Origin of the sequence: Pseudomonas sp. 21LCFQ010, from assembly GCF_024129905.1 — a bacterium.
GTDB lineage: Bacteria > Pseudomonadota > Gammaproteobacteria > Pseudomonadales > Pseudomonadaceae > Aquipseudomonas.
On record NZ_JAMYDZ010000003.1, the window covers coordinates 235,816 to 260,205 of the forward strand.

Sequence of the window (24,390 nt, forward strand, 5' to 3'; positions counted from 1 at the left end):
GGTTACCGGCCGGGATGACGTGAATTAATCGACGATCAGGACAATGCTTTGAGCAACGCTTCGTTGAAGGCCGGGATGTCATTGGGGGCGCGGCTGCTGATCAGGTTGCCATCGATGACCACCGCTTCATCGACCCAGTCGGCACCGGCATTGTCCAGATCATCCTTGAGTGTCTTGTAGCTGGTCAGTTTCTTGCCGCGCACCAGGTCAGCGCTGATCAGCAGCCAGCTGCCGTGGCAGATCACGGCCAGTGGTCTGTTCTGGCCGTTGATCAGGCGTACGATGTGCTGAGCGTCGGGGTCAATGCGGATGGTATCGGAGTTCTGCACCCCGCCCGGCAACACGACGGCGTCGTAGCTTTGTTCGGCGGCCTGTTGGAAGGTGCGGTCGACCTTGAAATCATCGGCTGGCTGGTCATGGTTCCAGCCTTTGACCTGGCCTGACTGGCTGGACAGGATCTCGGTGGCCGCGCCAGCGGCTTCGAGAGCCTGTTGCGGGCCGGTCAGCTCGACCTGTTCGAAACCATCGGTTACCAAAAATGCGACGCGTTTACCCTGCAAGGATGTGGACATAAGGCTCTCCTGAATCGGTGTGCAGACTTGGGTCAGGCCTTGTCAGACGGGCGGTCGAGGCCGCTCGCTGGCTGCCGGTGTCTTTAGTTCCGAAGCATGGCTGGCGGCAAAGTTCAGAATAAATCACCCGTTTTGGTGATGGACCGTTATTGATTAAGGGGGCAAAATCCGGTCATGGCCCCGAGTAAGTACCTATGCCCCAAGAGCTGACCCCCGAACTGACCCCCGAGCAGATTCAGCAAGCCCTGCAAGGTATCAGCGTGCCTGCGCAGCCGCAGATCCTTGTCGATTTGCAGATGGAGCAGTACATGCCCGACCCTGATCTGGGCACCATCGCCAAACTGATTTCCCATGACCCGGGGCTTTCCGGGGCTTTGCTCAAAATCGTCAATTCGGCGCATTTCGGGCTGACCAACAAAATTGCGTCCATCGACCGTGCGGTCAACCTGCTCGGCAGTCGTACGGTGATCAACCTCATCAACGCCCAGTCGATCAAGGGCGAGATGAGCGACGAGACCATCGTGACCCTCAACCGCTTCTGGGACACAGCCCAGGACGTGGCGATGACCAGCCTGACCCTGTCCAAGCGCATCGGTTCGCAGACGGTCGACGAGTCCTATGCCCTGGGGCTGTTTCACGATTGCGGCGTGCCGCTGATGCTCAAGCGTTTCCCCGACTACATGCAAGTGCTGGAAAACGCCTACGCCAACGCCAACGAGAGCCACCGGGTGGTGGACACCGAAAACGCCGCGTTCGATACCAACCATGCGGTGGTCGGTTATTACACGGCCCGATCATGGCGGTTGCCCGAACACCTGTGTGCGGCCATCGCCAACCACCACAATGCCCTGGCGATCTTCCAGGACGAATCGAGCCGCAATGCCCCGCTGAAAAACCTGCTGGGGCCGCTGAAGATGGCCGAGCACATCTGCCAGTCCTTCCAGGTGCTGGGCAATCAGGAGGCCGACCATGAGTGGGAAGTGGTCGGCCCGCTGGTCCTCGATTATGTCGGCTTGTCCGAATACGATTTCGAGTACCTCAAAGAAAGCATCCGCGAACTGAGCGGCCACTGATGCCTGAATTGCCAGAGGTCGAAACCACCCGCCGCGGTATCGCGCCACATCTGCAAGGTCAACGTGTCAGCCGGGTGATCGTGCGCGATCACCGCCTGCGCTGGCCGGTGCCGGAAGACCTGGATGTGCGGCTCTCGGGGCAACGCATTGTCGAGGTTGGGCGACGCGCCAAATACCTGTTGATCCAGGCCGAGGTCGGTACGCTGATCAGCCATCTGGGCATGTCCGGTAACCTGCGCCTGGTCGAGGCGGGTCTGCCGGCGCTCAAGCACGAACATGTGGATATCGAGCTGGAGTCGGGGCTGGCGCTGCGCTATACCGACCCAAGGCGCTTTGGCGCCATGCTCTGGAGCCAGGACCCGCACAATCACGAGTTGCTGGTGCGCCTGGGGCCGGAGCCGCTGACCGATCTGTTCGATGGCCTGCGCCTGTACGAGAAGTCGCGGGGCAAGTCCATCGCGGTCAAGCCGTTCATCATGGACAACGCGGTGGTGGTCGGGGTCGGCAATATCTACGCCACCGAGGCTTTGTTCGCTGCCGGTATCGACCCGCGCCGTGAGGCGGGCAGCATTTCCAGAGCGCGTTATGTAAAGCTGGCCGTCGAAATCAAGCGCATCCTGGCCTATGCCATCGAGCGTGGCGGCACCACCTTGCGTGATTTCATCGGTGGTGACGGCAAGCCCGGCTATTTCCAGCAGGAGCTGTTCGCCTATGGCCGGGGCGGGCTACCGTGCAAGGTGTGCGGCAGCCTGTTGCGGGAAATCAAACTGGGTCAGCGCGCCACGGTCTTTTGTCCGAAGTGTCAGCGCTGAGCCTGATCTGTTACCGGCCGGAGATTTGTTGCATGACCTTGGGCCTTGCGTAACCGCAGTCGCTGTTTATAGTTAGGCGCATTGCACTTACCCAGCCCAAGGATCCAGCATGAGCCCGTTTCGCATTCTCGCTGCCACTCTGGCCTTGTCCATCGGCCTGCAGGCCATGCCGGCCATGGCCGCGTTTGATCGCCCGGATGCCAGTGGCGATCCGGTCTATGAAATCCAGAACCCGCCGGCTTTTGCCATGATCGGTGACCTGCTGATCGCTCGGCCGCTACTGATTGCCGCCACCGTGGCCGGTGCCGGTCTGTTTGTCATCTCGCTGCCATTCACCGCCACCGGTGGCGGCATCGGTCGTGCAGGCAAGGCGTTGGTGGTCGATCCGGGCAAGGCGGCCTTCGTGCGCTGCCTGGGCTGCACCGGAGATGGTTACAACAGGCAGGAATGACGCCTGTCGAAACCGGTAGGAGCGGCTTCAGCCGCGAAGGCGTCCCGGCTGCTCCACAAGGCCCGTCTTTGCTGCAAGACAGCGTGAAGATCAATCAAAGACCCTCGCAGCCCCGACGCCACGTGGGTCACTGGCCGCCTCAACGCTGCGTTTTTGCTTGTCCCACAACAGCACCTGCTGATTGCCGAAGGTGTCGGCGGTCTGCTTGAGGCTGTAGCCGCGGCTCTTTAACTGTGCCTGGATCTGCGCGCTCAGCGCTCCCGGTTCGAACTCCACCACGTCCGGCAGATATTGGTGGTGATAGCGGGGCAGTGCTGGCCAGGCCGGCACTGGCTGGCCGTCCAGGTACTGCAGCATGGCCAGCAGCACCATGCTCGGAATACGGCTGCCACCCGGTGTGCCGAACGCAGTGAAGGCCTGGGGGCTTTCGATGAAGCTGGGGCTCATGCTCGACAATGGTCGCTTGCCCGCCGCAATCGAATTGGCCTGGCTGCCCGCCAGCCCGTAAGCATTGCTGCCTTGCGGGTCGGCGGCAAAGTCATCCATCTCGTCGTTGAGCACCACACCGGTGCCGGGCACGCTAAAGGCTGCGCCGAACGGCAGATTGATCGACAGGGTCGCCGACACCGCATTACCGGCGCGGTCGAGCACGGCGAAATGGGTGGTGTGATCGCCTTCGCGCCAGGCGGGCGAGGGCGGCAAGTCGGCACTTGGGGTCGCACGCTGAGGATCGATGCTGGCGGCCAGGGTTTTCAGGTACTGACGGTCCAGCAACTGCGGGATCGGATTGCTGACGAAATCCGGGTCGCCCAACTGGCCGCGGTCACGGTAGGCGCGGCGCAGCACCTCCAGCACGTAATGGATGCGCTGGCTGCCCTGGGCTTCACGCCACGGCAGGTGTTCAAGCATGGTCAGGCTCTGGGCCAGCGCCACGCCGCCGGCGGAGGGTGGCGGGGCGCTGATCAACTCGCGTTGTTGTGCCAGTGGCCAGCGCAGCGGCTGGCGAGTGGCGACCTGGTATTGCTGCAAGTCCTGATGGGTCCAGATACCGCCTGCAGCCTGGACACCGGCGATCAACTGGTGCGCGGTCTCACCGCCATAAAAACCTTCGCGGCCATCGCGACCCAGGCGCTCCAGGGTCACGGCCAGTTCCGGTTGGCGGATCAGGGTGCCGATACTGGGGATATCACCGTTGTCGAGAAACAGCCGTGCGCTTTCCGGGTCGTCGCGCAAGGCTGACAGGCGTATGCGGGCGCGCTTCTGATAGATGGGGTCTACTGCAAAACCGCTGTTGGCCAAGGCGATGGCCGGTGCCAATGAGGTCTTGAGCGGCAACTGGCCATAGTGCTCGGCCAGTTCCACCAGTGCAGCGGGCAACCCCGGAATCGCAGCGGCCAGTGCACCGTTGAGCGACAGCTGGGCCTGCACCTTGCCGTCGCGCTGATACAGATCGTAAGTGGCTTTGAGTGGCGCTTTTTCCCGTGCATCGATAAACCGATACTGCGGCTGATCACCGCCCTCGCGCAGCAGGAAGAAGCCGCCGCCGCCAAGACCGGAGCCATACGGCTCGACGACCGCCAGGGCGGCACTGACTGCCACGGCGGCATCGAAGGCATTGCCGCCTGCGGCCAGAATGCGCTCGCCGGCCTCGGTCGCCTGGGCGTGAGGGCTGGCGATGGCCGCCTGGTCTGGCAGCGGCGTGGCCTGAGCCAGTGGCGCAAGCAGAACGCAAAACGCGAGCAGAGCGCCGAACAGGCCGGAACGTCTTCGATCAGGATTCAACAACAGGCATTCCTTGCCAGGCGATGATGGTCAGGCTTTACCGGTGATGAGCCGGTATTTGGTCATCAGCTCGTCTTTACTCTCGACCCGGTTTTCATCCAGCGGGATGCAATCGACCGGGCAGACTTGCTGGCATTGCGGCTCGTCGTAGTGGCCCACGCACTCGGTGCACAGGTTGGGGTCGATCACGTAGATTTCTTCGCCCTGGGAAATCGCTTCGTTCGGGCACTCTGGTTCGCAGACGTCGCAGTTGATGCAATCGTCAGTGATGATAAGGGACATGAAACACTCCTGCCGCGGGTCGCATCCGGGCATATGAAAGCCAATGCGGCGAATTGTGCCGCATTAGGCTTCAGGATGCACCTTGAGGTTTCTAGGGTTATTACCTGAAAGTGCTGCAGCAGGCTGTCGCTTTCAGTTGCTCTTGAACCGCTCGGTCAGCGCATTGGCCACGGCCGGGTGGACGAACTTGGTGATATCGCCACCCAACGCCGCGATTTCCCGGACCAGGGTCGAAGAGATGAACGAGTAACGCTCCGACGGGGTCAGGAACAGGCTTTCCACGTCCGGGGCCAGTTGCCGGTTCATGTTGGCCAGCTGGAACTCGTACTCGAAGTCTGACACCGCACGCAGGCCGCGCAGCAGAATATTGGCATTCTGCTCCTTGGCCAGTTGCGCCAGCAGGGTCGAGAAGCCGATGACTTCGACGTTGGGCAGATGGGCGGTCACTTCCCGGGCCAGCTCGACCCGTTGCTCGAGCGGGAACAAGGGGTTCTTCTTGGGGCTGGCCGCTACGGCAATGATCACATGATCGAACAGGCGCGAGGCGCGTTCGACCAGATCGCCGTGGCCCTTGGTAATCGGGTCGAAGGTGCCTGGATACAACACTCGGTTCATCGCGTCGTCCTGTCAGGAGTCCGTTGAGGGACTGGGATGGTATCGCAGCCGCGCCCATCGGGCCAAGTCGGCAGCCTTGCGACATCAGTCGTAAAGGGCCGATTATCGGACATTGGCGCCGATCGGCCAACGTTGCGCTGTCAGCGAATAAACAGCCACTGGATCAGCCGCTGCAGGGTTTTGCCGTACGGCGGGTAAATGAGCCGTGCGGTGTTCAGGCGCGGCTTGATCAGCACGCTCTTGGCTTTGCTGAAGGTCAGAAAGCCTTCGCGGCCATGGTAATGGCCCATCCCCGAAGGGCCGATGCCGCCGAACGGCAGGTCGTCCACCGCAACATGTTGCAAGGTGTCGTTGATGCACACCCCGCCTGAGTGGGTGCGCTCCAGCACCTGACGCTGCTCGTGTTTGTCGTAACCGAAGAAATACAGCGCCAGTGGCCGTGGGCGCTGGTTGATCCAGCCCAGCGCCTGTTCCAGGGTGTCGTAAGGCAAAACCGGCAACAGCGGCCCGAAGATCTCTTCCTGCATCACCTGCATGCTGTCGTCGACATCCAGCAACAGTGTCAACGGCATCTGGCCGTCCTGACCCTGCGGTTGCAGGACGATTGACCGGGCGCCTTTGCCGATGGCGTCATCCACATAATGCTGCAGGCGACGGCGCTGGTGTTGATTGATGATGTGCGTGCTGTCGCGGTTGCGGGTCGGCTCCGGGTAGAAGCCTTGGACTGTGTGGCGCAAGGCTTCGACCAGACCGTCGAGGCGCTCCCGGGGCACCAGCACGTAATCCGGGGCCACACAGGTTTGCCCGGCATTGAGGGTCTTGCCGAAGGCCAGCCGTTGCGCGGCATCCGCTAGCGGCACGTCACGAGCCACAATGGCTGGCGACTTGCCGCCCAGTTCCAGGGTCACCGGGGTCAGGTGCTCGGCAGCGGCACGCATCACCTGCTTGCCTACGCCGGTTGCGCCGGTGAACAGCAAGTGGTCGAACGGCAGCCGGGAAAACGCCATGCCGACCTCGACTTCACCCAGCACCACGCACACCAGGTCTTGCGGGAAAATCTGCGCCAGCATCTGCTTGAGCAACTGACCGGTGGCAGGGGTCGACTCGCTGAGTTTGAGCATCACCCGGTTGCCGGCTGCCAGCGCACCGGTCAGCGGGCCGATAGCCAGAAACAACGGGTAGTTCCACGGCACAATGATGCCAACCACCCCCAGCGGCTGGTACATGACCTTCGCCGATGCCGGCTGGAAGGCCAGCCCGACGTGGCGTCGCGAGGGTTTCATCCAGCCCTTCAGGCGCCGCCTTGCATCGCGGATGCCCATCAGGCTGGGCAGCAGTTCGGCCAGCAGGGTTTCATCGGCACTGCGATGGCCGAAATCCGTACTGATTGCCGTCACCAGTGCCTGGCGCTGCGCCTTGAGCTGCTGCGCCAACTCACGCAGCCACGCCTGGCGCTGCGCAACTGATGGCATCGGGTTGGCCGCAAAGGCCTGGCGCTGGAGAGAAAAGGCGGCGTCCAGCCGTTGCTGCGTGTCGCTCATGGCAGATCCTTGGGGTATGAACCGGGGCCACTCTACAATGCCTGCCGATCAACTGCATAAGCGGCATGTCTACCAAAGGCCAGTCGACGGCGTGCCTGCTCACGGCCTATGCTCGACAAATAGATGTCGCCTGATTATTCGATTGTCTGTCTGCAGGAGTTCGTTTTATGCCTCTCGCGCAACTGATCAGCCCCCGGGAACTGGCCGCCAGGCTGGAGGAGCCAGGGCTGGTGATTCTCGATTGCCGTTTTGCTCTGGAAGATGCCGACTACGGGCAGCGCAGCTATGCCCAGGGCCATATCGAGCGCTCTTGGTTTGCCGATCTGGAGCGCGACCTCAGTGGCCCGGTGAGCAAGGGCAAGACCGGCCGTCATCCACTGCCCGAGCCCCGCGCACTGGTCGAGCGGTTGCGCAGCTGGGGCATCAACAACGACAGCACCGTGGTGCTTTACGATGACGGCCCCGGCGCTTTTGCGGCCCGCGCCTGGTGGCTGCTGGCCTGGCTGGGCAAGCGCGACGGCGTGTATTTGCTCGATGGTGGCCTCAAGGCCTGGCATGCAGCGGGCCTGCCACTGAGCCTTGATCCGGCCGGTAACGAGCCAGGCCATTTCAATGGCGAACCGGACAACTCACTGGTGTTGAGCGCCGAACGCCTGCAAAAGCGTCTCGGGCGGCCAACCCTGAGCCTGATCGATGCACGTGCCGAACCGCGCTTTCGTGGTGAAGTCGAGCCGATTGATCCGGTGGCAGGGCACATCCCCGGCGCGCAATGCCTGGCATTTACCGAGAACCTTGGTGCCGATGGCCGCTTTTTGCCGGCCGAAAAGCTGCGCGAGCGCTTTGCCGCCGCCCTGCAGGACCGCCCTCCCAGTGAACTGGTGGCCTACTGCGGCTCAGGCGTGACGGCCTGTCATAACCTGTTTGCCATGGCGCTGGCCGGTTACCCGTTGGGCGCCCTGTATGCCGGCTCGTGGAGTGAGTGGATTACCGACCCCAAGCGCGAAATCGCCACCGGCGGCTGAGGCCGGGTCAGGCGTTGTCAGGTCGCGGGATAGGGATTGTCCCGCTCGTGGGCAATGCCCAGCCACAGCGGGATACGCCGCTCCAGGTAGTATTCGGGGCGGCGCAACGAACCTTCGACAAAGCCCACATGGCCGCCCTTGGCCTGTAGCTCGAATTCGATGCACGAGGCCAGTTCATCCGGCGCAGGCAGGCTGTGGGCGAACACGAACGGGTCATCGATGGACTGGATGATCAGCGTCGGGGTGCGCACCTGGCCAAGAAAATAGCGGCTTGAAGCCCGCCGGTAATAGTCCTCGGCGTCGGTAAAACCGTGCAGCGGCGCGGTGACCCGGCCGTCGAAATCCCAGAAGGTGCGCATGTTTTCCAGCGAGCCGAGCGCGGCCAGTTCGGCCAGCCCTTCGCTGAGCCCCTCGTGTTGAAAGCGGCGCTGTTTGTCACGGATGTAGCCGAGCATTTCGCGCATGAAGTGGCGTTGATAGATACGCGAAAACCCCTGGCCGATACGGTTGGCGCATTGATCCAGACGAAACGGCACCGAGACGGCCACCGCACCGAGCAACTGGCTGTGTTCGCCGGACTCGCCCAGGTACTTGAGCAGTACATTACCGCCCAGCGAGTACCCCACCGCATACAACGGCGCCAGTGGCCGCAAGGCGCGCAAGTGGGCGACCACTGCGGCCAGGTCCTCACTGGCCCCGGAATGATAGCTGCGTGAGCGCAGGTTCGGCTCACCGGAGCAGCCGCGCCAGTTCAGCGCCACGCTGGCCCAGCCCTGCGCTTGCATGGCCCGTTGCAGGCCCACCACATAAGGCGAGTTCGACGAGCCGGTCAGGCCGTGCAGGACCAGCACCAGCGGCGCATCCGGGCAATGCGGGCCGTTCCAGTCCAGGTCGAGAAAATCACCGTCATCCAGCCACATGCGCTCGCGCTTTCGCTCAATCGGCAAGCCGCGCCGCAACAGCGGCCCCCAGAGGGTTTGCAGATGTGGGTTACCCAGCCCGATGGCCGGGGCAAAGGGGCTGACATGGGCAGGATGAAACGAAGGTGCAGGCATGGCGGCAGTCATCGTTAAGCTGGCGGGTCAGCGCCTACGTTGCCACTAAGTGGTGCGCGATGTAAGGGGGCAGGGCCAGCGGCCCGCCCCGCGATACCGGCGTAGCAGCCTGTTAACCGCGTTGCCAGAGCGCGTAATAGACCTGACCTGCCTTTTTCTCGCGGTGCAGACGCCAATTGCCTGGCAGCCCGGTGGTCGAAGGCGGTGTCTCGCTTTCGGTGTAGATCCACGCCCGTTCGCTCAGCCAGGCGTTGTTTTCCAGCAGGGTGCAGGCGTTGGCCAGCAGCTCCTGATGAAACGGCGGGTCGAGAAACACCACATCGAAGGTTTCTGCGGGGCAGGTCTCCAGGTGGCGCAGGGCATCACTTTGCTGAACCTGGCCGTTCTCGCATTTGAGCAGCGTCAGGTTCTGCCGCAGGCTGGCGATGGCCGCCGGGTTGGTGTCCAGCGCCAGCCCTGCCTTGGCACCGCGCGACAGCGCCTCGAAGTACAGCGCGCCGCTGCCACTGAACAGGTCCAGCACCCGCGCGCCGATGATGTATGGCGCCAGCCAGTTGAACAGCGTTTCACGCACCCGGTCAGGGGTCGGGCGCAGGCCGGGACCGTCGGGGAAGCTCAGTTTGCGGCTGCCCCATTCGCCACCGATGATGCGCAGTTGACCCTGGCCGTTATGCGCTTTTGCTCGTGGATTGGCCATCAATGCTCCGGAACGCCGACAGGTTGCCGGGCAGGTTTGTCAGTGGGGGGTGGCAGCGGTTTTTGCTCCACGGTCGGGCCGACGGTAACGATGACCATCTGGTCGGCGCTGAGGTGTTTGTTCATCGCGGCCTTGACCTGCTCGACCGTCACCGCCTGGGCTTCGGTCAGGTAGTCTTCCAGGAAGGTCAGCGGCAAATCATAGAAGCCAATCGCGCCCAGCTGCGCGGCAATCGATGAGTTGCTGGCCGCCGACAGCGGGAAGCTGCCCGACAGTTCGCGTTTCACGTCGTCGATTTCTTTCTGGGTCGGGCCTTTGTCGAGGAACTCGCGCACCTGATCCTGGACCAGCTTGAGCGTGTTTTCGCTCAGTTCGGCGCGGGTTTGCAGGCCAATGGTGAACGGGCCGGGCACGCGCATGCCGGTGAAACCGGACGACACACCGTAAGTCAGGCCGCGCTTTTCGCGCACTTCGGTCATCAGGCGGCTGCCGAAGCCACCGCCGCCCAGTACCGAGTTGCCGACCATCAGTGCGGCGTAGTCCGGGTCGTTGCGGCTGATGCCCAGTTGCGCCAGCAGCAGGTGGGTCTGGTTGGACGGGAACTCGATATGCGTCACGCCGGCCTTGGGTTCGGCAGGCTCTGGCATTTTCGCCAGGGCCGGGCCTTTGGGCAGCGAGGCGGAGACTTGCGCGGCGATGGCCTGGGCCTCGTCGCGCGACAGGTCGCCAACCAGCGCGATGACCGCATTGCCGGAGGCATAGGCCTTGGCGTGGAAAGCCTTGAGCTGGGCCTGGGTCAGGGCGCCGATGCTTTTCGGGTTGCCGTCGCTGGGGTGAGCGTACGGATGGTTGCCGTAGAGTTTCTCGAACAGCGCCTTGCTGCCGATCACTCCGGGGTTCTGCTTCTGGTATTCGAAGCTTGCCAGCATCTGGTTCTTGATCCGCGCCAGCGAGTCGGCCGGGAAGGTCGGCTTGCCAATCACCTCGTTGAACAGCTTCAAGGCGGGCTCGCGTTTGTCTTGGCCACTGAGGCTGCGCAGCGAGACCATGGCCATGTCGCGGTAGGAACCGTTGCCAAAATCGGCGCCCAGGCCCTCGAAGCCTTGCGCGATGGCGGTGACGTCCTTGCCTTTGACGCCTTCGTTGAGCATGGCGTTGGTCATCAGCGCCAGGCCTGGAGCGTTCTGCGGGTCCTGGCTGCTGCCGGCGGCAAAGATCAGGCGCAGGTCGAACATCGGCAGTTCGCGCGATTCGACGAACAGCACCTTGGCGCCTTCGGCGGTGGTCCAGCTCTGGATGTTCATTTCCCGGCGTGCCGGGGCTTTGCCGTCCAGCTCTTTGAGCGATTGCAGGTTTTGCCCCAGTGGCGCGTCGCCACGCGGCGCATCAGGGGCTACGGCATTATTGGCAGCAGCGGGCAGGGCGACCAGCGCACTGAGCGAGGCGGCCAGTAACAGGCCGGGCAGCGAATGTTTGCGCATGATCATTTGGCCTTCTTCTCCTCAGGCAGCACGTGCGCAACGCTGAGGCGCTCACGGGTGAAATAGGTCTTGGCGGCGTTCTGGATGTCGGCCGGGGTCACGCCTTGCAGCGCGGCCAGCTCTTCGTCGATCAACTTCCAGGACAGGCCGACGGTTTCCAGTTGGCCGATAGTCGTGGCCTGGCTGGTGATCGAGTCGCGCTCATAGACCAGGCCGGCGATGACCTGGGCCCGGACCCGCTCCAGTTCTTCGCTGGACGGCGCCTTGGTCTTGAGTTCGTCGAGCAGGCGCCAGATACCGGCTTCGGTGTCGGCCAGGGTTTTCTTCTTCTGCACGTTGGGCGTGGCGCTGATCAGGAACAGGCTGTCACCGCGTGCAAAGGCGTCGTATTGCGACGATGCGCCGGCTACCAGCTCTTCACCACGCTCCAGGCGGGTCGGAATACGCGCGCTGTAGCCGCCGTCGAGCAAGGCGGCGATCAGGCGCAGGGCATGCACCGAACGCGGGTCTTCGGCGGTCGACAGGCTCGGCACATTGAAGCCGTAGATCAGGCTCGGCAACTGGGTCTTCACATGCAGGGTGATCTGCCGCTGGCCAGGCTCGGCCAGTTCCAGCGGTTTCTTGGCGGGCGGCACGTCGCGGCGCGGGATCGAGCCGAAGAAGCGCTCGGCCAGGGCTTTCACTTCATCGGGCTTGACGTCGCCGACCACCACCAGCGTGGCGTTGTTAGGGGTGTACCACTGTTGATACCAGTGGCGCAGGTCCTCGACCGTCATGCGATTGAGGTCGGCCATCCAGCCGATGGTCGGCGTGTGGTAGCCACTGGCCGGGTAGGCCATGGCCTTGAAGCGCTCATAGGCCTTGCTGACCGGTTTGTCGTCGGTACGCAGGCGGCGTTCTTCCTTGATGACCTCGATCTCGCGGCTGAATTCGTCGGCCGGAATTTTCAGCGTCGCCATGCGATCGGCTTCCAGCTCCAGCGCTACGCTCAGGCGGTCGCGGGCCAGCACCTGGTAATAAGCGGTGTAGTCGTCGCTGGTGAAGGCGTTCTCTTCGGCGCCCAGATCGCGCAGGATCAGCGAAGCTTCGCCGGGACCGGTCTTGCTGCTGCCCTTGAACATCATGTGTTCAAGAGCGTGAGACAGCCCGGTGTGGCCGGGGGTCTCGTAGCTGGAGCCGACCTTGTACCAGACCTGGGAGACCACCACCGGTGCGCGGTGGTCTTCACGCACGATGACTTTCAGGCCGTTGTCGAGGGTGAATTCATGAGTCGGTTGCGGATCGGCTGCCAAGGCAGCCAGCGGCAGGCAGAGAGTGCTGAGCAACAGGCCTGCGGCGCGGCGGGCTAAAGCGATCATTGGTCATTTGAACCTGTAAGACGGGCCGCCAGGACTTAGCGTCTGCGGGCACGGGGGTGTTAGGATACTGATCCGTTTGCGGCGCGAACAACCCTCAAGGGCCCGCGGCCCATGAAACTTGTTTCAGGCAAGGGTGAATCGGGTGCCGCTTAACGAGGGGGTGTTTACAAAATAGGCGAGCGAAGGCAAGACAAGGCGAGATTGGCCGAAAAAGCGCAGTGTACATTTTGTACATGAGCATTTTGAGGTCAATTTCAACGCAGTATTGCCGAGCGCAGCCATTTTGTAGACGCACTCTGAACAAGCGGCCCCGATCGCAGTCTGTTGGCATGTCGCCTTTTTTCCGGAACGCCTGTGGGCGTTTCGCTACTTTGAGATAGCCGTCCTCCATGTTTGGTTCCAACGACGACAAGAAGACCCCAGCCGAGGCTGGAGAAAAGAAAGGCCTGTTCGGATGGTTTCGCAAGAAAGCCCCGGAGCCTGCTCCGGCGCCCCAGCAAACACCCGCAGCCCAGCCTGACGCGCAACCCGAGCCAGCCCCGGCTGCTGAAGTGCAGCATGTGGCTGCGGCTGCCTTTGCCCCTGTTGAGCCTGTGGTTGTACCGCCAGCCGTCGAGCCTGCGGCCCCGGCCCCGGTTGTGCCGGTGCAGGCCGAGCCGACACCCGCGCCGGCAGCGCCTGTAGAGCCCGTGGTTGTCGCTCCTGTCAGTACGCCTGCGCCGGTTGTTGTCGCGCCTGAACCGGCTCCGCCTGCTCCTGCTCCTGCTCCTGCACCGGTCGTTGAGCCGGTTGTTGTGCCAGCCCCTGTTGTTGTCGCCCCGGAGCCTGTGATTCCTGCGCCAGCACCGGTGATTGAGCCAGCACCGGTTGCCGAGACCGCCCTGCTGCCTGCTGCCCCAGCGCCTGCCGCAGAGCCTGCGAAAACCGGCTTCTTTGCCCGTCTCAAGCAAGGCCTGTCGAAGACCAGCGCCAGCATTGGCGAAGGGATGGCCAGTCTGTTTCTGGGCCGCAAGGCGATTGACGATGACTTGCTCGAAGAGATCGAAACCCGTCTGCTGACCGCCGACGTGGGTGTCGAGGCAACCTCGGTGATCATCCAGAACCTGACCCAGAAGGTTGCCCGCAAGCAACTGACCGACGCCGAAGCCCTGTACCAGTCGCTGCAGGCCGAGCTGGCTGCCATGCTCAAACCGGTCGAGCAGCCGCTGCTGATCGACACCACGCACAAGCCTTATGTGATTCTGGTGGTGGGCGTGAACGGTGCCGGCAAGACCACCACGATCGGCAAACTGGCCAAGAAGCTCCAGCTTGAAGGCAAGAAGGTCATGCTGGCCGCTGGCGACACCTTCCGTGCCGCTGCCGTTGAACAGCTGCAGGTCTGGGGCGAACGTAACCAGATCCCGGTGATCGCCCAGCACACTGGCGCCGACTCGGCGTCGGTGATCTTCGATGCCGTGCAGGCGGCCAAGGCCCGTGGTGTCGATGTGCTGATCGCCGATACGGCCGGGCGTCTGCACACCAAAGACAATCTGATGGAAGAGCTCAAGAAGGTTCGCCGGGTGATCGGCAAGCTCGATGAGCACGCGCCTCATGAGGTCTTGCTGGTGCTCGACGCCGGTACTGGCCAGAACGCCATCAACCAGGCCAGGCAATTCAACCAGACCGTGTCGTTGACCGGCCTGGCCCTGACCAAACTCGACGGTACGGCCAAAGGCGGGGTGATTTTCGCCCTGGCCAAGCAGTTTGGCCTGCCGATTCGTTACATCGGCGTAGGCGAGGGCATCGACGACCTGCGCACTTTCGAGGCCGAACCTTTCGTTCAGGCCCTGTTCGCGGAGCGGGAGCGCACATGATTCGATTCGAGCAGGTCGGTAAGCGTTATCCGAACGGTCACGTCGGGTTGCATGAGCTGAGCTTTCGAGTGCGTCGCGGTGAGTTTCTGTTTGTCACCGGCCACTCCGGGGCCGGTAAAAGTACCCTGTTGCGCCTGTTGCTGGCCATGGAACGCCCGACCTCGGGCAAGCTGCTGCTGGCCGGTCAGGACCTGGGGCAGATCAGTACCGCGCAGATTCCATTCCTGCGCCGCCAGATCGGTGTAGTGTTCCAGAACCACCAGTTGCTGTTCGACCGTACGGTGTTCAACAACGTCGCCCTGCCATTGCAGATTCTCGGGCTGTCCAAGCCCGAGATCGCCAAGCGTGTCGACTCGGCGCTGGAGCGTGTTGCGCTGGCCGACAAGGCCACGCTGTATCCGGGCGACCTGTCCACCGGCCAGCAGCAGCGGGTCGGTATCGCACGCGCCATCGTCCATCGCCCGGCACTGTTGCTGGCCGATGAGCCGACCGGCAACCTCGATCCCCGGCTGGCGGCGGAAATCATGGGTGTATTTGAAGATATCAACCGGCTTGGCACCAGTGTGCTGATTGCCAGCCACGACCTGGCACTGATTGCGCGCATGCGCCATCGCATGTTGACCTTGCAGCGTGGGCGTCTGATCGGTGACGGGGAGGCCGGCGTATGAGCAACTCGTCACGCAGCAATGCAAAAATTTCCGACCGCGCCGCGGCCCGTGCGGCAGACCAGGAACCGCCCAAGAAAAAACGTGGCGCGCACGATGATGACGGGCCGGATTTTTCCACCTTGCTGGCCGCCTGGGTCGAGAGCCATCGCAGCAGCCTGCTCGACAGCCTGCGGCGGCTGGGCAAGCAGCCGATCGGCAGTTTTTTTACCTGTCTGGTGATGGCAGTGGCCTTGAGCCTGCCGATGGGCTTGTCGCTGTTGTTGAGTAACGTCGAGCGTCTGGGTGGGTCCTGGCAGCGTGCGGCGCAGATCTCGGTGTATCTGAATATCGACGCCGGTCAGGCTGACGGCAATCGCCTGCGCGAACAGATCAAGGCCATGCCCGGTGTGGCTGAGGCCGAATATGTCAGCAGCGAACAGGCACTCAAGGAGTTCCAGAAGGACTCCGGTCTGGGCGAGGCGCTCAAGGAGCTGCCCAGCAACCCGTTGCCGGGCGTCGTGGTGGTGACTCCCGAAGAGGTCGACAAACCGGCGCTGGAAGCCTTGCGCACCCGTTTGTCTGAATTGCCCAAGGTGCAACAGGCGCAGCTGGACCTGGTATGGGTTGAGCGGCTGGCAGCGATTCTCAAGCTCGGTGACCGCTTTGTCTTCGGCCTGACCGTGCTGCTGGTGGCGGCGCTGTTGCTGGTGATCGGCAACACCATTCGTCTGCATATCGAAAACCGGCGTACCGAGATTGAGGTCATCAAGCTGGTGGGCGGTACCGACAGCTATGTGCGCAGGCCGTTCCTGTACATGGGGGCGCTGTATGGCATTGGTGCCGGGCTGCTGTCATGGGGGGTGCTGGCATTTGGCCTGGACTGGCTGAACGAGTCGGTCATCGACCTTGCCGGGCTCTATGGCAGTGACTTTGCCTTGGCCGGTGTTCCTGTTGCAGATGGTTTCTCGCTCTTGCTTGGAGCAGTGTTCTTGGGTTATATCGGTGCATGGATCGCGGTGGCTCGTCATTTGAGTGAGCTCGCCCCCCGGTAAATCAGCATCGGGGTTGATCGTTTTTTAATCAATTGACTTCTTGTTCAGGGAACTTGTCTAGCGGTTCCCGGTCAATTTCGCAGTGCTGAACTGCACGAGTCATGTGAGTCGGAGGTTTCTTTCGTATGACCAATTCCTTGCAACCTGCCTATGCTCTGGTCCCGGGTGCCAACCTGGAGGCCTACGTGCATGCGGTCAACAGCATCCCGATGCTGACGCCCGAGCAGGAGCGCGAACTGGCAGACAGTCTCTACTACGAGCAAAATCTGGAATCCGCCCGCCAGATGGTTCTGGCGCACCTGCGCTTCGTGGTGCATATCGCGCGCAGCTATTCCGGTTATGGTCTGGCCCAGTCCGACCTGATCCAGGAAGGCAACGTCGGCTTGATGAAGGCAGTAAAACGCTTCAACCCGGAAATGGGCGTGCGTCTGGTGTCGTTCGCCGTGCACTGGATCAAGGCTGAAATTCACGAGTTCATCCTGCGCAACTGGCGGATCGTCAAAGTGGCGACCACCAAGGCGCAGCGCAAGCTGTTCTTCAACCTGCGCAGCCAGAAAAAGCGTCTGGCCTGGCTGAACAACGACGAAGTGCATCGTGTGGCCGAGAGCCTGGGTGTCGAGCCGCGTGAAGTGCGCGAGATGGAAAGCCGTCTGAGCGGCCAGGACATGGCCTTCGACCCGGCCTCCGAGGCTGACGACGACAGCGCGTTCCAGTCGCCGGCCAACTACCTCGAAGACCACCGTTACGACCCGGCTCGCCAGTTGGAAGACGCCGACTGGAGCGACAACTCGACCGCCAACCTGCATCAGGCGCTGGAAGTGCTCGACGAGCGCAGCCGGGACATCCTCTACCAGCGCTGGCTGGCCGAAGAAAAGGCCACGCTGCATGACCTGGCCGAGAAATACAACGTCTCTGCCGAGCGTATTCGCCAGCTGGAAAAGAACGCGATGAACAAGCTCAAGACGTCCATAGCGGCCTGATCTGAGCGATGTGCAAAACGCCCCGACTTGTCGGGGCGTTTTTGTTTAGGGCCAAGGCCCATACCATGTGTTTGAAGGCCCGAATCCCGTTGGGAGCTTGCTTGCTGGCGAAAGCGTCGGCACATTCGCAACAGATGCTGTGACTTTACTGGCCTCTTCGTCGGAATGCCGCCCAGACCAAGGTCGCTCCCACCGAGGGCATACAGTACCTAAGTGAATGTGGCTCTAGCCGCGAAAGGCTTCGCAGCTAAAGCTGCTCCTGCGGCGCTCCGTGTTCGCCGCCCGGCCGTTATGGTTTTCCCTCCAGCGCTGTCAGGTAGCTGTCGCCGCCCAGCTGGCGCATCTGCTGGCGAATCCAGCCGGCGCGGCGTGCAATGTAGCTGCCGGGGCTGCTGGCGCTCCAGCGGCGCGGGTTGGGCAGCACTGCGGCCAGGTAGCTGGCCTGCTGGGTGCTCAGGTTCGCGGCGGTGGTGTTGAAGTGATGCCGGGCAGCCGCTTGGGCGCCGAACACGCCATCGTCCCATTCCACGCTGTTCAGATACACCTCAAGAATGCGCTGTTTGGACCACAGCAACTCGATCAATGCGGTGAACCAGGCCTCCAGCCCTTTGCGCAGGTAGCTGCGACCCGACCACAGAAACAGGTTCTTGGCCACTTGCTGGGAGAGGGTACTGGCGCCGCGAAGCGAGCCGCCGCGTTCGTTATGGGCAATTGCCGCCTGTATGGCTGCCACGTCAAAGCCCCAGTGTTCAGCGAACTTCTGGTCTTCACCGGCGACCACTGCGACTTTCAGGGGCGAGGCGATTTGCTCCCAGGCCACCCAATCGCGCTGCAGATCAATGGGCTCGCCATCAATCCATGATTCAATCTTGCGCTCGACCATCAATGCCGTAGCCGGTGGCGGCACCCAGCGCAGTACGAGTACCAGCACGAAGCTGCCTGCAGCAAACCACAGCAGCGCTTTTGCTAGACGACGGAAAAGGATACGCAGCATAGAGATCGCTTGGCCGAACCGATTGAGCGGGCCATTATACAGACCACAGATGATTGAACGATTTTTGCCTGGAGCTGCAGATGTTTCGTGGTTTTTTGATGATGGCGGCGTTTTTCGGCTTCACCGGTGTAGCGCTTGGCGCGTTTGCCGCGCACGGCCTCAAGGGGCGCCTGAGTGCCGAGTATCTGGCGATTTTCCAGACTGGGGTGCTGTATCAGTTGGTCCATGCTCTGGCGCTGTTCGGGGTCGCTCTGTTGGCGATGCATATGCCGGGCCGTCTGGTGAACTGGGCCGGCTACTCCTTCGCCGCCGGCATCGTGCTGTTCTCCGGCAGCCTGTATCTGTTGACCCTGAGCAGTATCGGCAAGCTGGGTATCATCACCCCCTTCGGCGGCTTGTGCTTCCTGTTCGGCTGGTCGATCCTCGGGGTGCTGGCCTGGCGGGTGGGCAGCGCCTGAGACGAATGGTGCGGCTGCAGCTTGGTCAGACCGGCTGGCCGGGCTAGAATGCTGGCCCCCTAACAATGATGGCTGCTGTCGCGCATGCACATTCAGTTGAACGGTGAAACCTTTGAATTGCCTGACGGCGAGACCGTCGCCGCATTGCTGGCCCGTCTGGACCTTGCCGGGCGGCGCGTCGCTGTTGAATTGAACCTGGACATCGTGCCGCGTAGCCAGCATGACACCACTGCCCTGCGCGAAGGCGATCAGGTTGAAGTGGTTCATGCCATCGGCGGCGGCTGAGTCAGATGCCGTTACGTTCTCAGAGCGTCTGAGTAACGGTCAAAACGTATCTCTAGAGGAATCACGATGAGCAATATTCGCAGCGACAAGCCGTTCGTCCTGGCGGGTCGCACTTTCGAGTCGCGCCTGTTGGTCGGCACCGGCAAGTACGTGGATATGAACCAGACCCGCGAGGCCATCGAGGCTTCGGGTGCCGAGATCGTCACGGTTGCCGTGCGCCGCACCAATCTGGGCCAGAACCCGGGTGAGCCAAACCTGCTCGACGTGCTGCCGCCGGATCGCTACACCATTTTGCCCAATACCGCCGGCTGCTTCGATGCCGCCGAAGCGGTGCGCACTTGCCGCCTGGCCCGTGAGCTGCTCGACGGGCGCAACCTGGTCAAGCTTGAAGTGCTGGCCGACCAGAAGACCCTGTTTCCCAATGTCATCGAGACCCTCAAGGCCGCCGAAGTGCTGGTCAAGGATGGCTTTGACGTCATGGTCTACACCAGCGATGACCCTATCGTCGCCCGTCAGCTGGCGGAAATCGGCTGTATTGCGATCATGCCGCTGGCCGGGCTGATCGGCAGTGGCCTGGGGATCTGCAACCCGTACAACCTGCAGATCATCCTGGAAGAAACCAAAGTACCGGTGCTGGTCGATGCCGGTGTCGGTACGGCTTCGGATGCCACCATCGCCATGGAGCTGGGGTGCGAAGCGGTACTGATGAACTCGGCTATCGCTCACGCCCAGCATCCGGTGCAGATGGCTGAAGCCATGAAACACGCGGTGATCGCTGGCCGCCTGGCCTATCTGGCCGGCCGCATGCCCCGCAAACTCTACGCCAGCGCGTCTTCGCCGCTGGATGGCCTGATCAAGTAAGAGCCCGTTGATGACTGATCCACACGTTCCACATCCAGAGTCGCCTGCTGACGAAGCCGCTGATGCGCGTCCGCACCGCCGTATCAAAAGCTTCGTGATGCGCGCCGGGCGCATGACCGAAGGCCAGCAGCGCGGCCTGGACCAGGGCTTGCCTCAATTCGGTCTGCAACTGAGCGATGCGCCGGTGGACTTCGACCAGGTGTTCGGTCGCGCTGCGCCGCGCACGCTGGAGATCGGTTTTGGCATGGGTCATTCGCTGCTGGAGATGGCCGCTGCCGCGCCAGAGCATGACTTCATTGGTGTCGAGGTGCATTCACCGGGTGTGGGTGCGCTGCTCAACGGTGTGCTGACCCAGGGGTTGAGTAACGTGCGGGTCTACGATTGCGATGCGATCGAAGTGCTCAACCGCTGCGTGGCCGATAACAGCCTTGATCGGCTGATGCTGTTTTTCCCGGACCCCTGGCACAAGAGCCGCCATCACAAGCGGCGTATCGTGCAGCCCGAGTTTGCTGAGCTGGTGCGCAGCAAGCTCAAGCCAGGTGGTGTGTTCCATATGGCCACCGACTGGGAACCGTATGCCGAGTACATGCTTGAGGTGATGAGTGTGGCGCCGGGTTATCGTAACCAGGCTGCCGATGGCCAGTATGTACCGCGCCCTGAAGAGCGCCCGATCACCAAGTTCGAGCGTCGCGGTGAGCGCCTTGGCCACGGTGTGTGGGATCTGAAGTTCGAAAAGATCGCCTGAAGCTGCTCGATCCGTCTTACTGGTTGCGGGCGGCCTTCAGGTCCGCCTCGCGCCAGATCAGCCGGCTGGTGTCGTAGCCTTGCTGGCGAGCCTTGCCGAGCATTTCCTGTTTGACCCATTCCGGTACGTTGGGCGTGCGAGACAGCAACCACAGGTACTTGCGATTGGGGTTGCCGACCACTGCGGTCTTGTAGTGGTCGTCGACGTACAGGACCCAGTAATCGCCCTTGCCAACCCATGGCAGCAGGCGCGAGAGCCAATTATCGAATACCACCCACAGCTTGTCGGTCTTGCCTTCAACCTGCGGCGAAGCCGTGCCTTTGGCTTCTTGCCATTCGCCGTCATGGTTCTGGCAGCGATTGGTGACCGCGACGTTGCCGTCATCCTTGAGCAGATAGCGTGCCTCTGAGCGGGCGCAGTCACGCTGAAAGTGCATGGGCAGGCGCGCCAGTTCATACCAGGTGCCCTGGTAGCGTTTAAGGTCGATATTGCCGGCCGTTTTAGGGTCCAGGTTCTCTGCCGAGTGGGCAAAGCCAATGGCCAGAAAACCGGCCAGAACGACGAGGGCAAAGCGCAGCAGTCGGATCGCCATAACTCAATTCAGGCCCTGGCCAGAGAACATCAGCACCTTGTCACCGGCGTACTGCACGCTGATAAAGGTTTTCTCGTTACCCCAGGTGCAGCTGGACATGCCCAGTGCGCCAGAGCATTCGGTCGGCTTGCCAAGCAGGTCTTCGACCTGGGCTTTTTGCATGCCTGACGACAGTTTCGAGTAGTTTTCCTGATTGATCTTGTTGCACGCGCCAAGAAAGACCAGCGATGCCAGCAAGGCAATGTAACGCAGAGGCATGAACGAGAGCTCCTGAAAGATGTGGGCCGGTATTCGAGCGATACCGTGCCACGAACTTTGATGAGCGAAATGCTCTCAGGTTCCCGACTGATGAAACGATTTGTGACGTGGGTTTACATTTGGAAATGACAGAAGGGTACACAGAACCCCGTAGGAGGGGCCGGGCAGCGATCCGCTTTAGCCACAATACTATTGGGATAAGCGCTATCTGCCTTTGTGGGAGCGACCTTGGTCGCGAAAGGGCCGGTAAGAGCACAGCATTTGCTGCGAATGTGCTGGCCTATTCGTCGGCAAGCCGACTCCCACCGAGTATGCGGTGCTTATCCGAACAGTATTGGCTTTAGCCACCAACACCGAGACACAGGTGTGTTTCGGTGTTGGTGCAGCAAGCGTTATTCCTGGTGGTAACCGGTAACGCGAGCGACTTCCTCTTTGGAGCCGAGGAATACCGCAACGCGCTCGTGCAGGCCTTCGGGCTGAATGTCGAGGATCCGTTGCTTGCCGTTGGTCGAAGCGCCGCCGGCCTGCTCAATGAGGAACGACATCGGGTTGGCTTCGTACATCAGGCGCAATTTGCCGGGCTTGGATGGCTCGCGCGAATCACGCGGGTACATGAACAGGCCGCCACGGGTCAGGATGCGGTGTACATCGGCGACCATCGCCGCGACCCAGCGCATGTTGTAGTTCTTTTGCAGTGGGCCTTCTTCGCCAGCCAGCAGCTCGTCCACGTAGCGTTTTACCGGGGCTTCCCAGTGGCGCTGGTTGGACATGTTGATGGCAAATTCCTGGGTGGACTCAGGGATGCTGATGTCTTCGTGAGTCAGCACGAAGCTGCCCATCTCGCGGTCCAGCGTGAAGCCCTTGACGCCGTCGCCCAAGGTCAGGACCAGCATGGTCTGTGGGCCGTAGATCGCGTAACCGGCGGCAACCTGCTGCGAACCTGGCTGCAGGAAGGCTTTTTCGTTCAGCGCTTCGTTCTGGCTCAGGTACTCGTTAGGGCAGCGCAGAACCGAGAAAATGGTGCCGACCGGGGCATTGATGTCGATGTTCGACGAGCCGTCCAGCGGGTCGAAAACCAGCAGGTAGGCGCCTTTGGGGTATTTGCCGGGGATCTGGTAGGCGTTGTCCATTTCTTCGGAGGCCATGCCGGCCAGGTGACCGCCCCACTCGTTGGCTTCAAGCAGGATCTCGTTGGAGATCACGTCGAGCTTCTTCTGGACCTCGCCTTGCACGTTTTCGGTGCCTTCACTGCCCAGCACGCCGCCCAGGGCGCCTTTGGACACCGCGTGGCTGATCTCTTTGCACGCACGCGCCACCACTTCGATCAGGAAACGCAGATCGGCAGGAGTGTTGTTGCTGCGGGTCTGCTCAATCAGATAGCGACTCAGGGTAACGCGGGACATGGATAGCTCCGAAACAGGGGGGAGTAAAAAACCCGCGCAGTTTAGCGCGAGTCGCAAGGTAATACTGCCCTGTCAGACCGGATCTGCAGGGGCTGGTTCATGTGTGGGCAAAGCGTAGCCGCAAAAACGGCTGCCAGAGGCGCCGCATATCAGGGTCTGGAGCGCATGGCGCGCAGCGTGCTCCAGGCCATCCAGGCGAGGATGAGCGCACCGAGCAGCAGAACGCCCCACAGGCCCAGACGTTTGTAGTCAGGGCCGGGCGCTGCTACCGGCAGCGGTGCGCTCAGGTCGGGCACCTTGGCGGCCACCGGCGCGGCCTTGCCCAGAGTGGCCAGGGTCTGCGGGTTGAGCTCGGGAATCAGTGTGGTCAGCGGCAGGTTGGCCGCGGTGGCGGTCGGGTTGCCGATGGCCAGGGTGAACGGGCCTTTGTCGCGGGCCAGAAACACCACTTGGGTCGCCTGCATTGCAAAGCGCAGTTTCGGCACCTGATCACCCAGGCCACCGCCGCGCTCGTCCACGTCCAGTTTCAGTTGCCGCACCGTCTGGCCGTCGAGCTGGATTTCGTTTTGCACGACGTCCTGGCCGTTCTGGGTCAGGCGATACAGCAGGCTGCTGCCGAGCAGTTGCCAAGGCTGGCTGGCATCCAGGCGGCCGTACAAGGTCCCCGGCGCCAGGCTGTTGGGCTGCTCGATGTCGATGCTGACCCGCTGCAACGGCAGGCTGACCGGTAATTGCCAGAGGTATTGGCCCGGCTGGGCCAGGCTGCCGCCAACCGGTGGCGACCAGCTCAGCGGCAGTGCCGGGCTTTCCGGGCGGGCGCTGACCACATGGGCAGCGGTCAGGGTCGGGGCGTTCTGGGCCGATGACCAGAGCAGGCGCAAATAGCGGGCATTCAGGCCGGGCAAGCCGACCTCGCGTTGCTCGACCACCTCATCTGCAAACGACAGGCGTGCCACCCGGCCTTCGCCCCACGGCTGCCAGCTTTGCAGGTCGTCACTGGCCTCAATGCTGAATTGCTGAAAACCTTCGCGCTCGGTACTCCAGTCAATGATCAACTGCTCCAGCGGTGCCTGGACGGTGCTGGTATCGAGCAACCAGCCACGCAGCACCTCTTCGCCCGCTTCAATAGCGCCCAGCGGCTGGACTTCGATCAGGGCGCCGGTGCTGGAGCGTTCGATGCGAATCCCCGGTGCGCTGTCGCTGGCTTCTGCGGTGCTGTACAGCGGAAACCATTTCACTGCAATCGGCTCTGCTTCAGTTTCGATAACCGCAGCGTCGCGAGTGAAGGCATAGGCCATGGCCTGGCCTTGAGCGTTGAATACCCGCAGATCGCCCAGATTGGCCTGACGGGCATTGAGCTGTACGGCCAGTGGCAATTGCAGCTTGTACCACGGGCCTTCGCCGCTGACGGTCAGCGGCGTCTGGCTGGCGAAATCGGCCAGTTTGTCCTGGGCGTGGGCGTTGATCGCCGCGCACCAGACCATGCCCAGTGCGGCGATTTTCATCATCAGCGGACGGCTC

General features: G+C 62.2%; 26 protein-coding genes. 12 read left to right on the forward strand and 14 right to left on the reverse strand.

What is annotated here, in order from left to right:
- Positions 1 to 35: 35 nt before the first annotated feature.
- Positions 36 to 572, reverse strand: coding sequence for a type 1 glutamine amidotransferase domain-containing protein (locus tag NJC38_RS06150; RefSeq protein ID WP_253112164.1), 537 nt, complete (start codon positions 570 to 572; stop codon positions 36 to 38).
- Between the two features lie 260 nt (positions 573 to 832).
- Here NJC38_RS06150 and NJC38_RS06155 point away from each other — a divergent pair, with 260 nt between their 5' ends.
- The 3 genes from NJC38_RS06155 to NJC38_RS06165 all read left to right on the forward strand — a co-directional run bounded on the left by NJC38_RS06155 (position 833) and on the right by NJC38_RS06165 (position 2,908).
- Positions 833 to 1,645: an HDOD domain-containing protein gene (locus NJC38_RS06155; protein WP_253112255.1), complete on the forward strand. Its 813-nt coding sequence runs from the start codon at positions 833 to 835 to the stop codon at positions 1,643 to 1,645.
- Positions 1,645 to 2,457 (forward strand): bifunctional DNA-formamidopyrimidine glycosylase/DNA-(apurinic or apyrimidinic site) lyase, encoded by an 813-nt coding sequence (gene mutM / locus NJC38_RS06160; RefSeq protein WP_045486357.1) that lies wholly within the window; start codon positions 1,645 to 1,647, stop codon positions 2,455 to 2,457. Before NJC38_RS06155 ends, mutM begins: the two co-directional genes overlap by 1 nt.
- A gap of 109 nt (positions 2,458 to 2,566) precedes the next feature.
- A complete protein-coding gene (locus tag NJC38_RS06165) occupies positions 2,567 to 2,908 on the forward strand; it encodes a hypothetical protein (protein ID WP_045486360.1) in 342 nt (113 codons plus the stop codon).
- Between the two features lie 90 nt (positions 2,909 to 2,998).
- On the opposite strand, the gene ggt is transcribed toward NJC38_RS06165, so the two are convergent.
- The 4 genes from ggt to NJC38_RS06185 all read right to left on the reverse strand — a co-directional run bounded on the left by ggt (position 2,999) and on the right by NJC38_RS06185 (position 7,128).
- Positions 2,999 to 4,651: a gamma-glutamyltransferase gene (ggt, locus tag NJC38_RS06170; protein WP_253112257.1), complete on the reverse strand. Its 1,653-nt coding sequence runs from the start codon at positions 4,649 to 4,651 to the stop codon at positions 2,999 to 3,001.
- Positions 4,652 to 4,720: 69 nt separating this feature from the next.
- Positions 4,721 to 4,972 carry a YfhL family 4Fe-4S dicluster ferredoxin gene (locus tag NJC38_RS06175; protein WP_045486363.1) on the reverse strand — a complete coding sequence of 84 codons (252 nt, stop codon included), beginning with the start codon at positions 4,970 to 4,972 and terminating at the stop codon, positions 4,721 to 4,723.
- Positions 4,973 to 5,104: 132 nt separating this feature from the next.
- Positions 5,105 to 5,587: a pantetheine-phosphate adenylyltransferase gene (gene coaD, locus NJC38_RS06180; RefSeq protein WP_045486366.1), complete on the reverse strand. Its 483-nt coding sequence runs from the start codon at positions 5,585 to 5,587 to the stop codon at positions 5,105 to 5,107.
- Between the two features lie 140 nt (positions 5,588 to 5,727).
- Entirely contained in the window at positions 5,728 to 7,128 is a 1,401-nt protein-coding gene (locus tag NJC38_RS06185; protein WP_253112166.1) for a coniferyl aldehyde dehydrogenase, read from the reverse strand.
- Positions 7,129 to 7,295: 167 nt separating this feature from the next.
- On the opposite strand from NJC38_RS06185, the gene NJC38_RS06190 reads away from it, so the two are divergent.
- Positions 7,296 to 8,150, forward strand: coding sequence for a sulfurtransferase (locus NJC38_RS06190; protein ID WP_253112168.1), 855 nt, complete (start codon positions 7,296 to 7,298; stop codon positions 8,148 to 8,150).
- 17 nt (positions 8,151 to 8,167) lie between these two features.
- On the opposite strand, the gene NJC38_RS06195 is transcribed toward NJC38_RS06190, so the two are convergent.
- The 4 genes from NJC38_RS06195 to NJC38_RS06210 all read right to left on the reverse strand — a co-directional run bounded on the left by NJC38_RS06195 (position 8,168) and on the right by NJC38_RS06210 (position 12,741).
- Positions 8,168 to 9,205: a hydrolase gene (locus NJC38_RS06195; RefSeq protein ID WP_253112170.1), complete on the reverse strand. Its 1,038-nt coding sequence runs from the start codon at positions 9,203 to 9,205 to the stop codon at positions 8,168 to 8,170.
- Positions 9,206 to 9,317: 112 nt separating this feature from the next.
- Positions 9,318 to 9,902 (reverse strand): 16S rRNA (guanine(966)-N(2))-methyltransferase RsmD, encoded by a 585-nt coding sequence (rsmD, locus tag NJC38_RS06200; RefSeq protein WP_253112172.1) that lies wholly within the window; start codon positions 9,900 to 9,902, stop codon positions 9,318 to 9,320.
- The gene (locus NJC38_RS06205; protein ID WP_253112174.1) at positions 9,902 to 11,389 is read right to left on the reverse strand and encodes a pitrilysin family protein; all 1,488 of its coding nucleotides are present in this window, start codon (positions 11,387 to 11,389) and stop codon (positions 9,902 to 9,904) included. The genes rsmD and NJC38_RS06205 overlap by 1 nt, the downstream gene beginning before the upstream one ends.
- Complete coding sequence (locus NJC38_RS06210) at positions 11,386 to 12,741, reverse strand: pitrilysin family protein (protein ID WP_253112176.1); 1,356 nt, start codon at positions 12,739 to 12,741, stop codon at positions 11,386 to 11,388. Before NJC38_RS06210 ends, NJC38_RS06205 begins: the two co-directional genes overlap by 4 nt.
- 389 nt (positions 12,742 to 13,130) lie before the next feature.
- On the opposite strand from NJC38_RS06210, the gene ftsY reads away from it, so the two are divergent.
- The 4 genes from ftsY (at position 13,131) to rpoH (ending at position 17,273) form a co-directional block, all read left to right on the forward strand.
- Positions 13,131 to 14,594, forward strand: a complete 1,464-nt coding sequence (ftsY, locus tag NJC38_RS06215) for a signal recognition particle-docking protein FtsY (protein WP_253112178.1) — start codon at positions 13,131 to 13,133, stop codon at positions 14,592 to 14,594.
- Positions 14,591 to 15,262, forward strand: a complete 672-nt coding sequence (gene ftsE / locus NJC38_RS06220) for a cell division ATP-binding protein FtsE (RefSeq protein WP_045486392.1) — start codon at positions 14,591 to 14,593, stop codon at positions 15,260 to 15,262. The genes ftsY and ftsE overlap by 4 nt, the downstream gene beginning before the upstream one ends.
- Complete coding sequence (gene ftsX / locus NJC38_RS06225) at positions 15,259 to 16,293, forward strand: permease-like cell division protein FtsX (protein WP_045486396.1); 1,035 nt, start codon at positions 15,259 to 15,261, stop codon at positions 16,291 to 16,293. Before ftsE ends, ftsX begins: the two co-directional genes overlap by 4 nt.
- A gap of 125 nt (positions 16,294 to 16,418) precedes the next feature.
- Positions 16,419 to 17,273 (forward strand): RNA polymerase sigma factor RpoH, encoded by an 855-nt coding sequence (gene rpoH / locus NJC38_RS06230; RefSeq protein ID WP_045486399.1) that lies wholly within the window; start codon positions 16,419 to 16,421, stop codon positions 17,271 to 17,273.
- Positions 17,274 to 17,562: 289 nt separating this feature from the next.
- Here rpoH and mtgA read toward each other — a convergent pair whose 3' ends face one another.
- Positions 17,563 to 18,267: a monofunctional biosynthetic peptidoglycan transglycosylase gene (mtgA, locus tag NJC38_RS06235; protein WP_253112180.1), complete on the reverse strand. Its 705-nt coding sequence runs from the start codon at positions 18,265 to 18,267 to the stop codon at positions 17,563 to 17,565.
- A gap of 80 nt (positions 18,268 to 18,347) precedes the next feature.
- On the opposite strand from mtgA, the gene NJC38_RS06240 reads away from it, so the two are divergent.
- The 4 genes from NJC38_RS06240 to trmB all read left to right on the forward strand — a co-directional run bounded on the left by NJC38_RS06240 (position 18,348) and on the right by trmB (position 20,616).
- Positions 18,348 to 18,725 (forward strand): DUF423 domain-containing protein, encoded by a 378-nt coding sequence (locus tag NJC38_RS06240; protein ID WP_253112182.1) that lies wholly within the window; start codon positions 18,348 to 18,350, stop codon positions 18,723 to 18,725.
- Between the two features lie 84 nt (positions 18,726 to 18,809).
- A complete protein-coding gene (gene thiS / locus NJC38_RS06245; RefSeq protein ID WP_045486405.1) occupies positions 18,810 to 19,010 on the forward strand; it encodes a sulfur carrier protein ThiS in 201 nt (66 codons plus the stop codon).
- A 66-nt stretch (positions 19,011 to 19,076) separates the two neighbouring features.
- Entirely contained in the window at positions 19,077 to 19,871 is a 795-nt protein-coding gene (locus NJC38_RS06250; RefSeq protein ID WP_253112184.1) for a thiazole synthase, read from the forward strand.
- Between the two features lie 97 nt (positions 19,872 to 19,968).
- A complete protein-coding gene (gene trmB, locus NJC38_RS06255) occupies positions 19,969 to 20,616 on the forward strand; it encodes a tRNA (guanosine(46)-N7)-methyltransferase TrmB (protein WP_231906578.1) in 648 nt (215 codons plus the stop codon).
- A gap of 16 nt (positions 20,617 to 20,632) precedes the next feature.
- Here trmB and NJC38_RS06260 read toward each other — a convergent pair whose 3' ends face one another.
- The 4 genes from NJC38_RS06260 to NJC38_RS06275 all read right to left on the reverse strand — a co-directional run bounded on the left by NJC38_RS06260 (position 20,633) and on the right by NJC38_RS06275 (position 24,374).
- Positions 20,633 to 21,208 carry a lipocalin family protein gene (locus NJC38_RS06260; RefSeq protein ID WP_253112186.1) on the reverse strand — a complete coding sequence of 192 codons (576 nt, stop codon included), beginning with the start codon at positions 21,206 to 21,208 and terminating at the stop codon, positions 20,633 to 20,635.
- Positions 21,209 to 21,211: 3 nt separating this feature from the next.
- A complete protein-coding gene (gene bamE / locus NJC38_RS06265) occupies positions 21,212 to 21,466 on the reverse strand; it encodes an outer membrane protein assembly factor BamE (RefSeq protein WP_045486415.1) in 255 nt (84 codons plus the stop codon).
- 392 nt (positions 21,467 to 21,858) lie between these two features.
- Positions 21,859 to 22,869, reverse strand: coding sequence for a class 1 fructose-bisphosphatase (locus tag NJC38_RS06270; protein WP_253112188.1), 1,011 nt, complete (start codon positions 22,867 to 22,869; stop codon positions 21,859 to 21,861).
- A gap of 149 nt (positions 22,870 to 23,018) precedes the next feature.
- Positions 23,019 to 24,374: a DUF3999 domain-containing protein gene (locus NJC38_RS06275; protein ID WP_045494135.1), complete on the reverse strand. Its 1,356-nt coding sequence runs from the start codon at positions 24,372 to 24,374 to the stop codon at positions 23,019 to 23,021.
- Between the last annotated feature and the right edge of the window lie 16 nt (positions 24,375 to 24,390).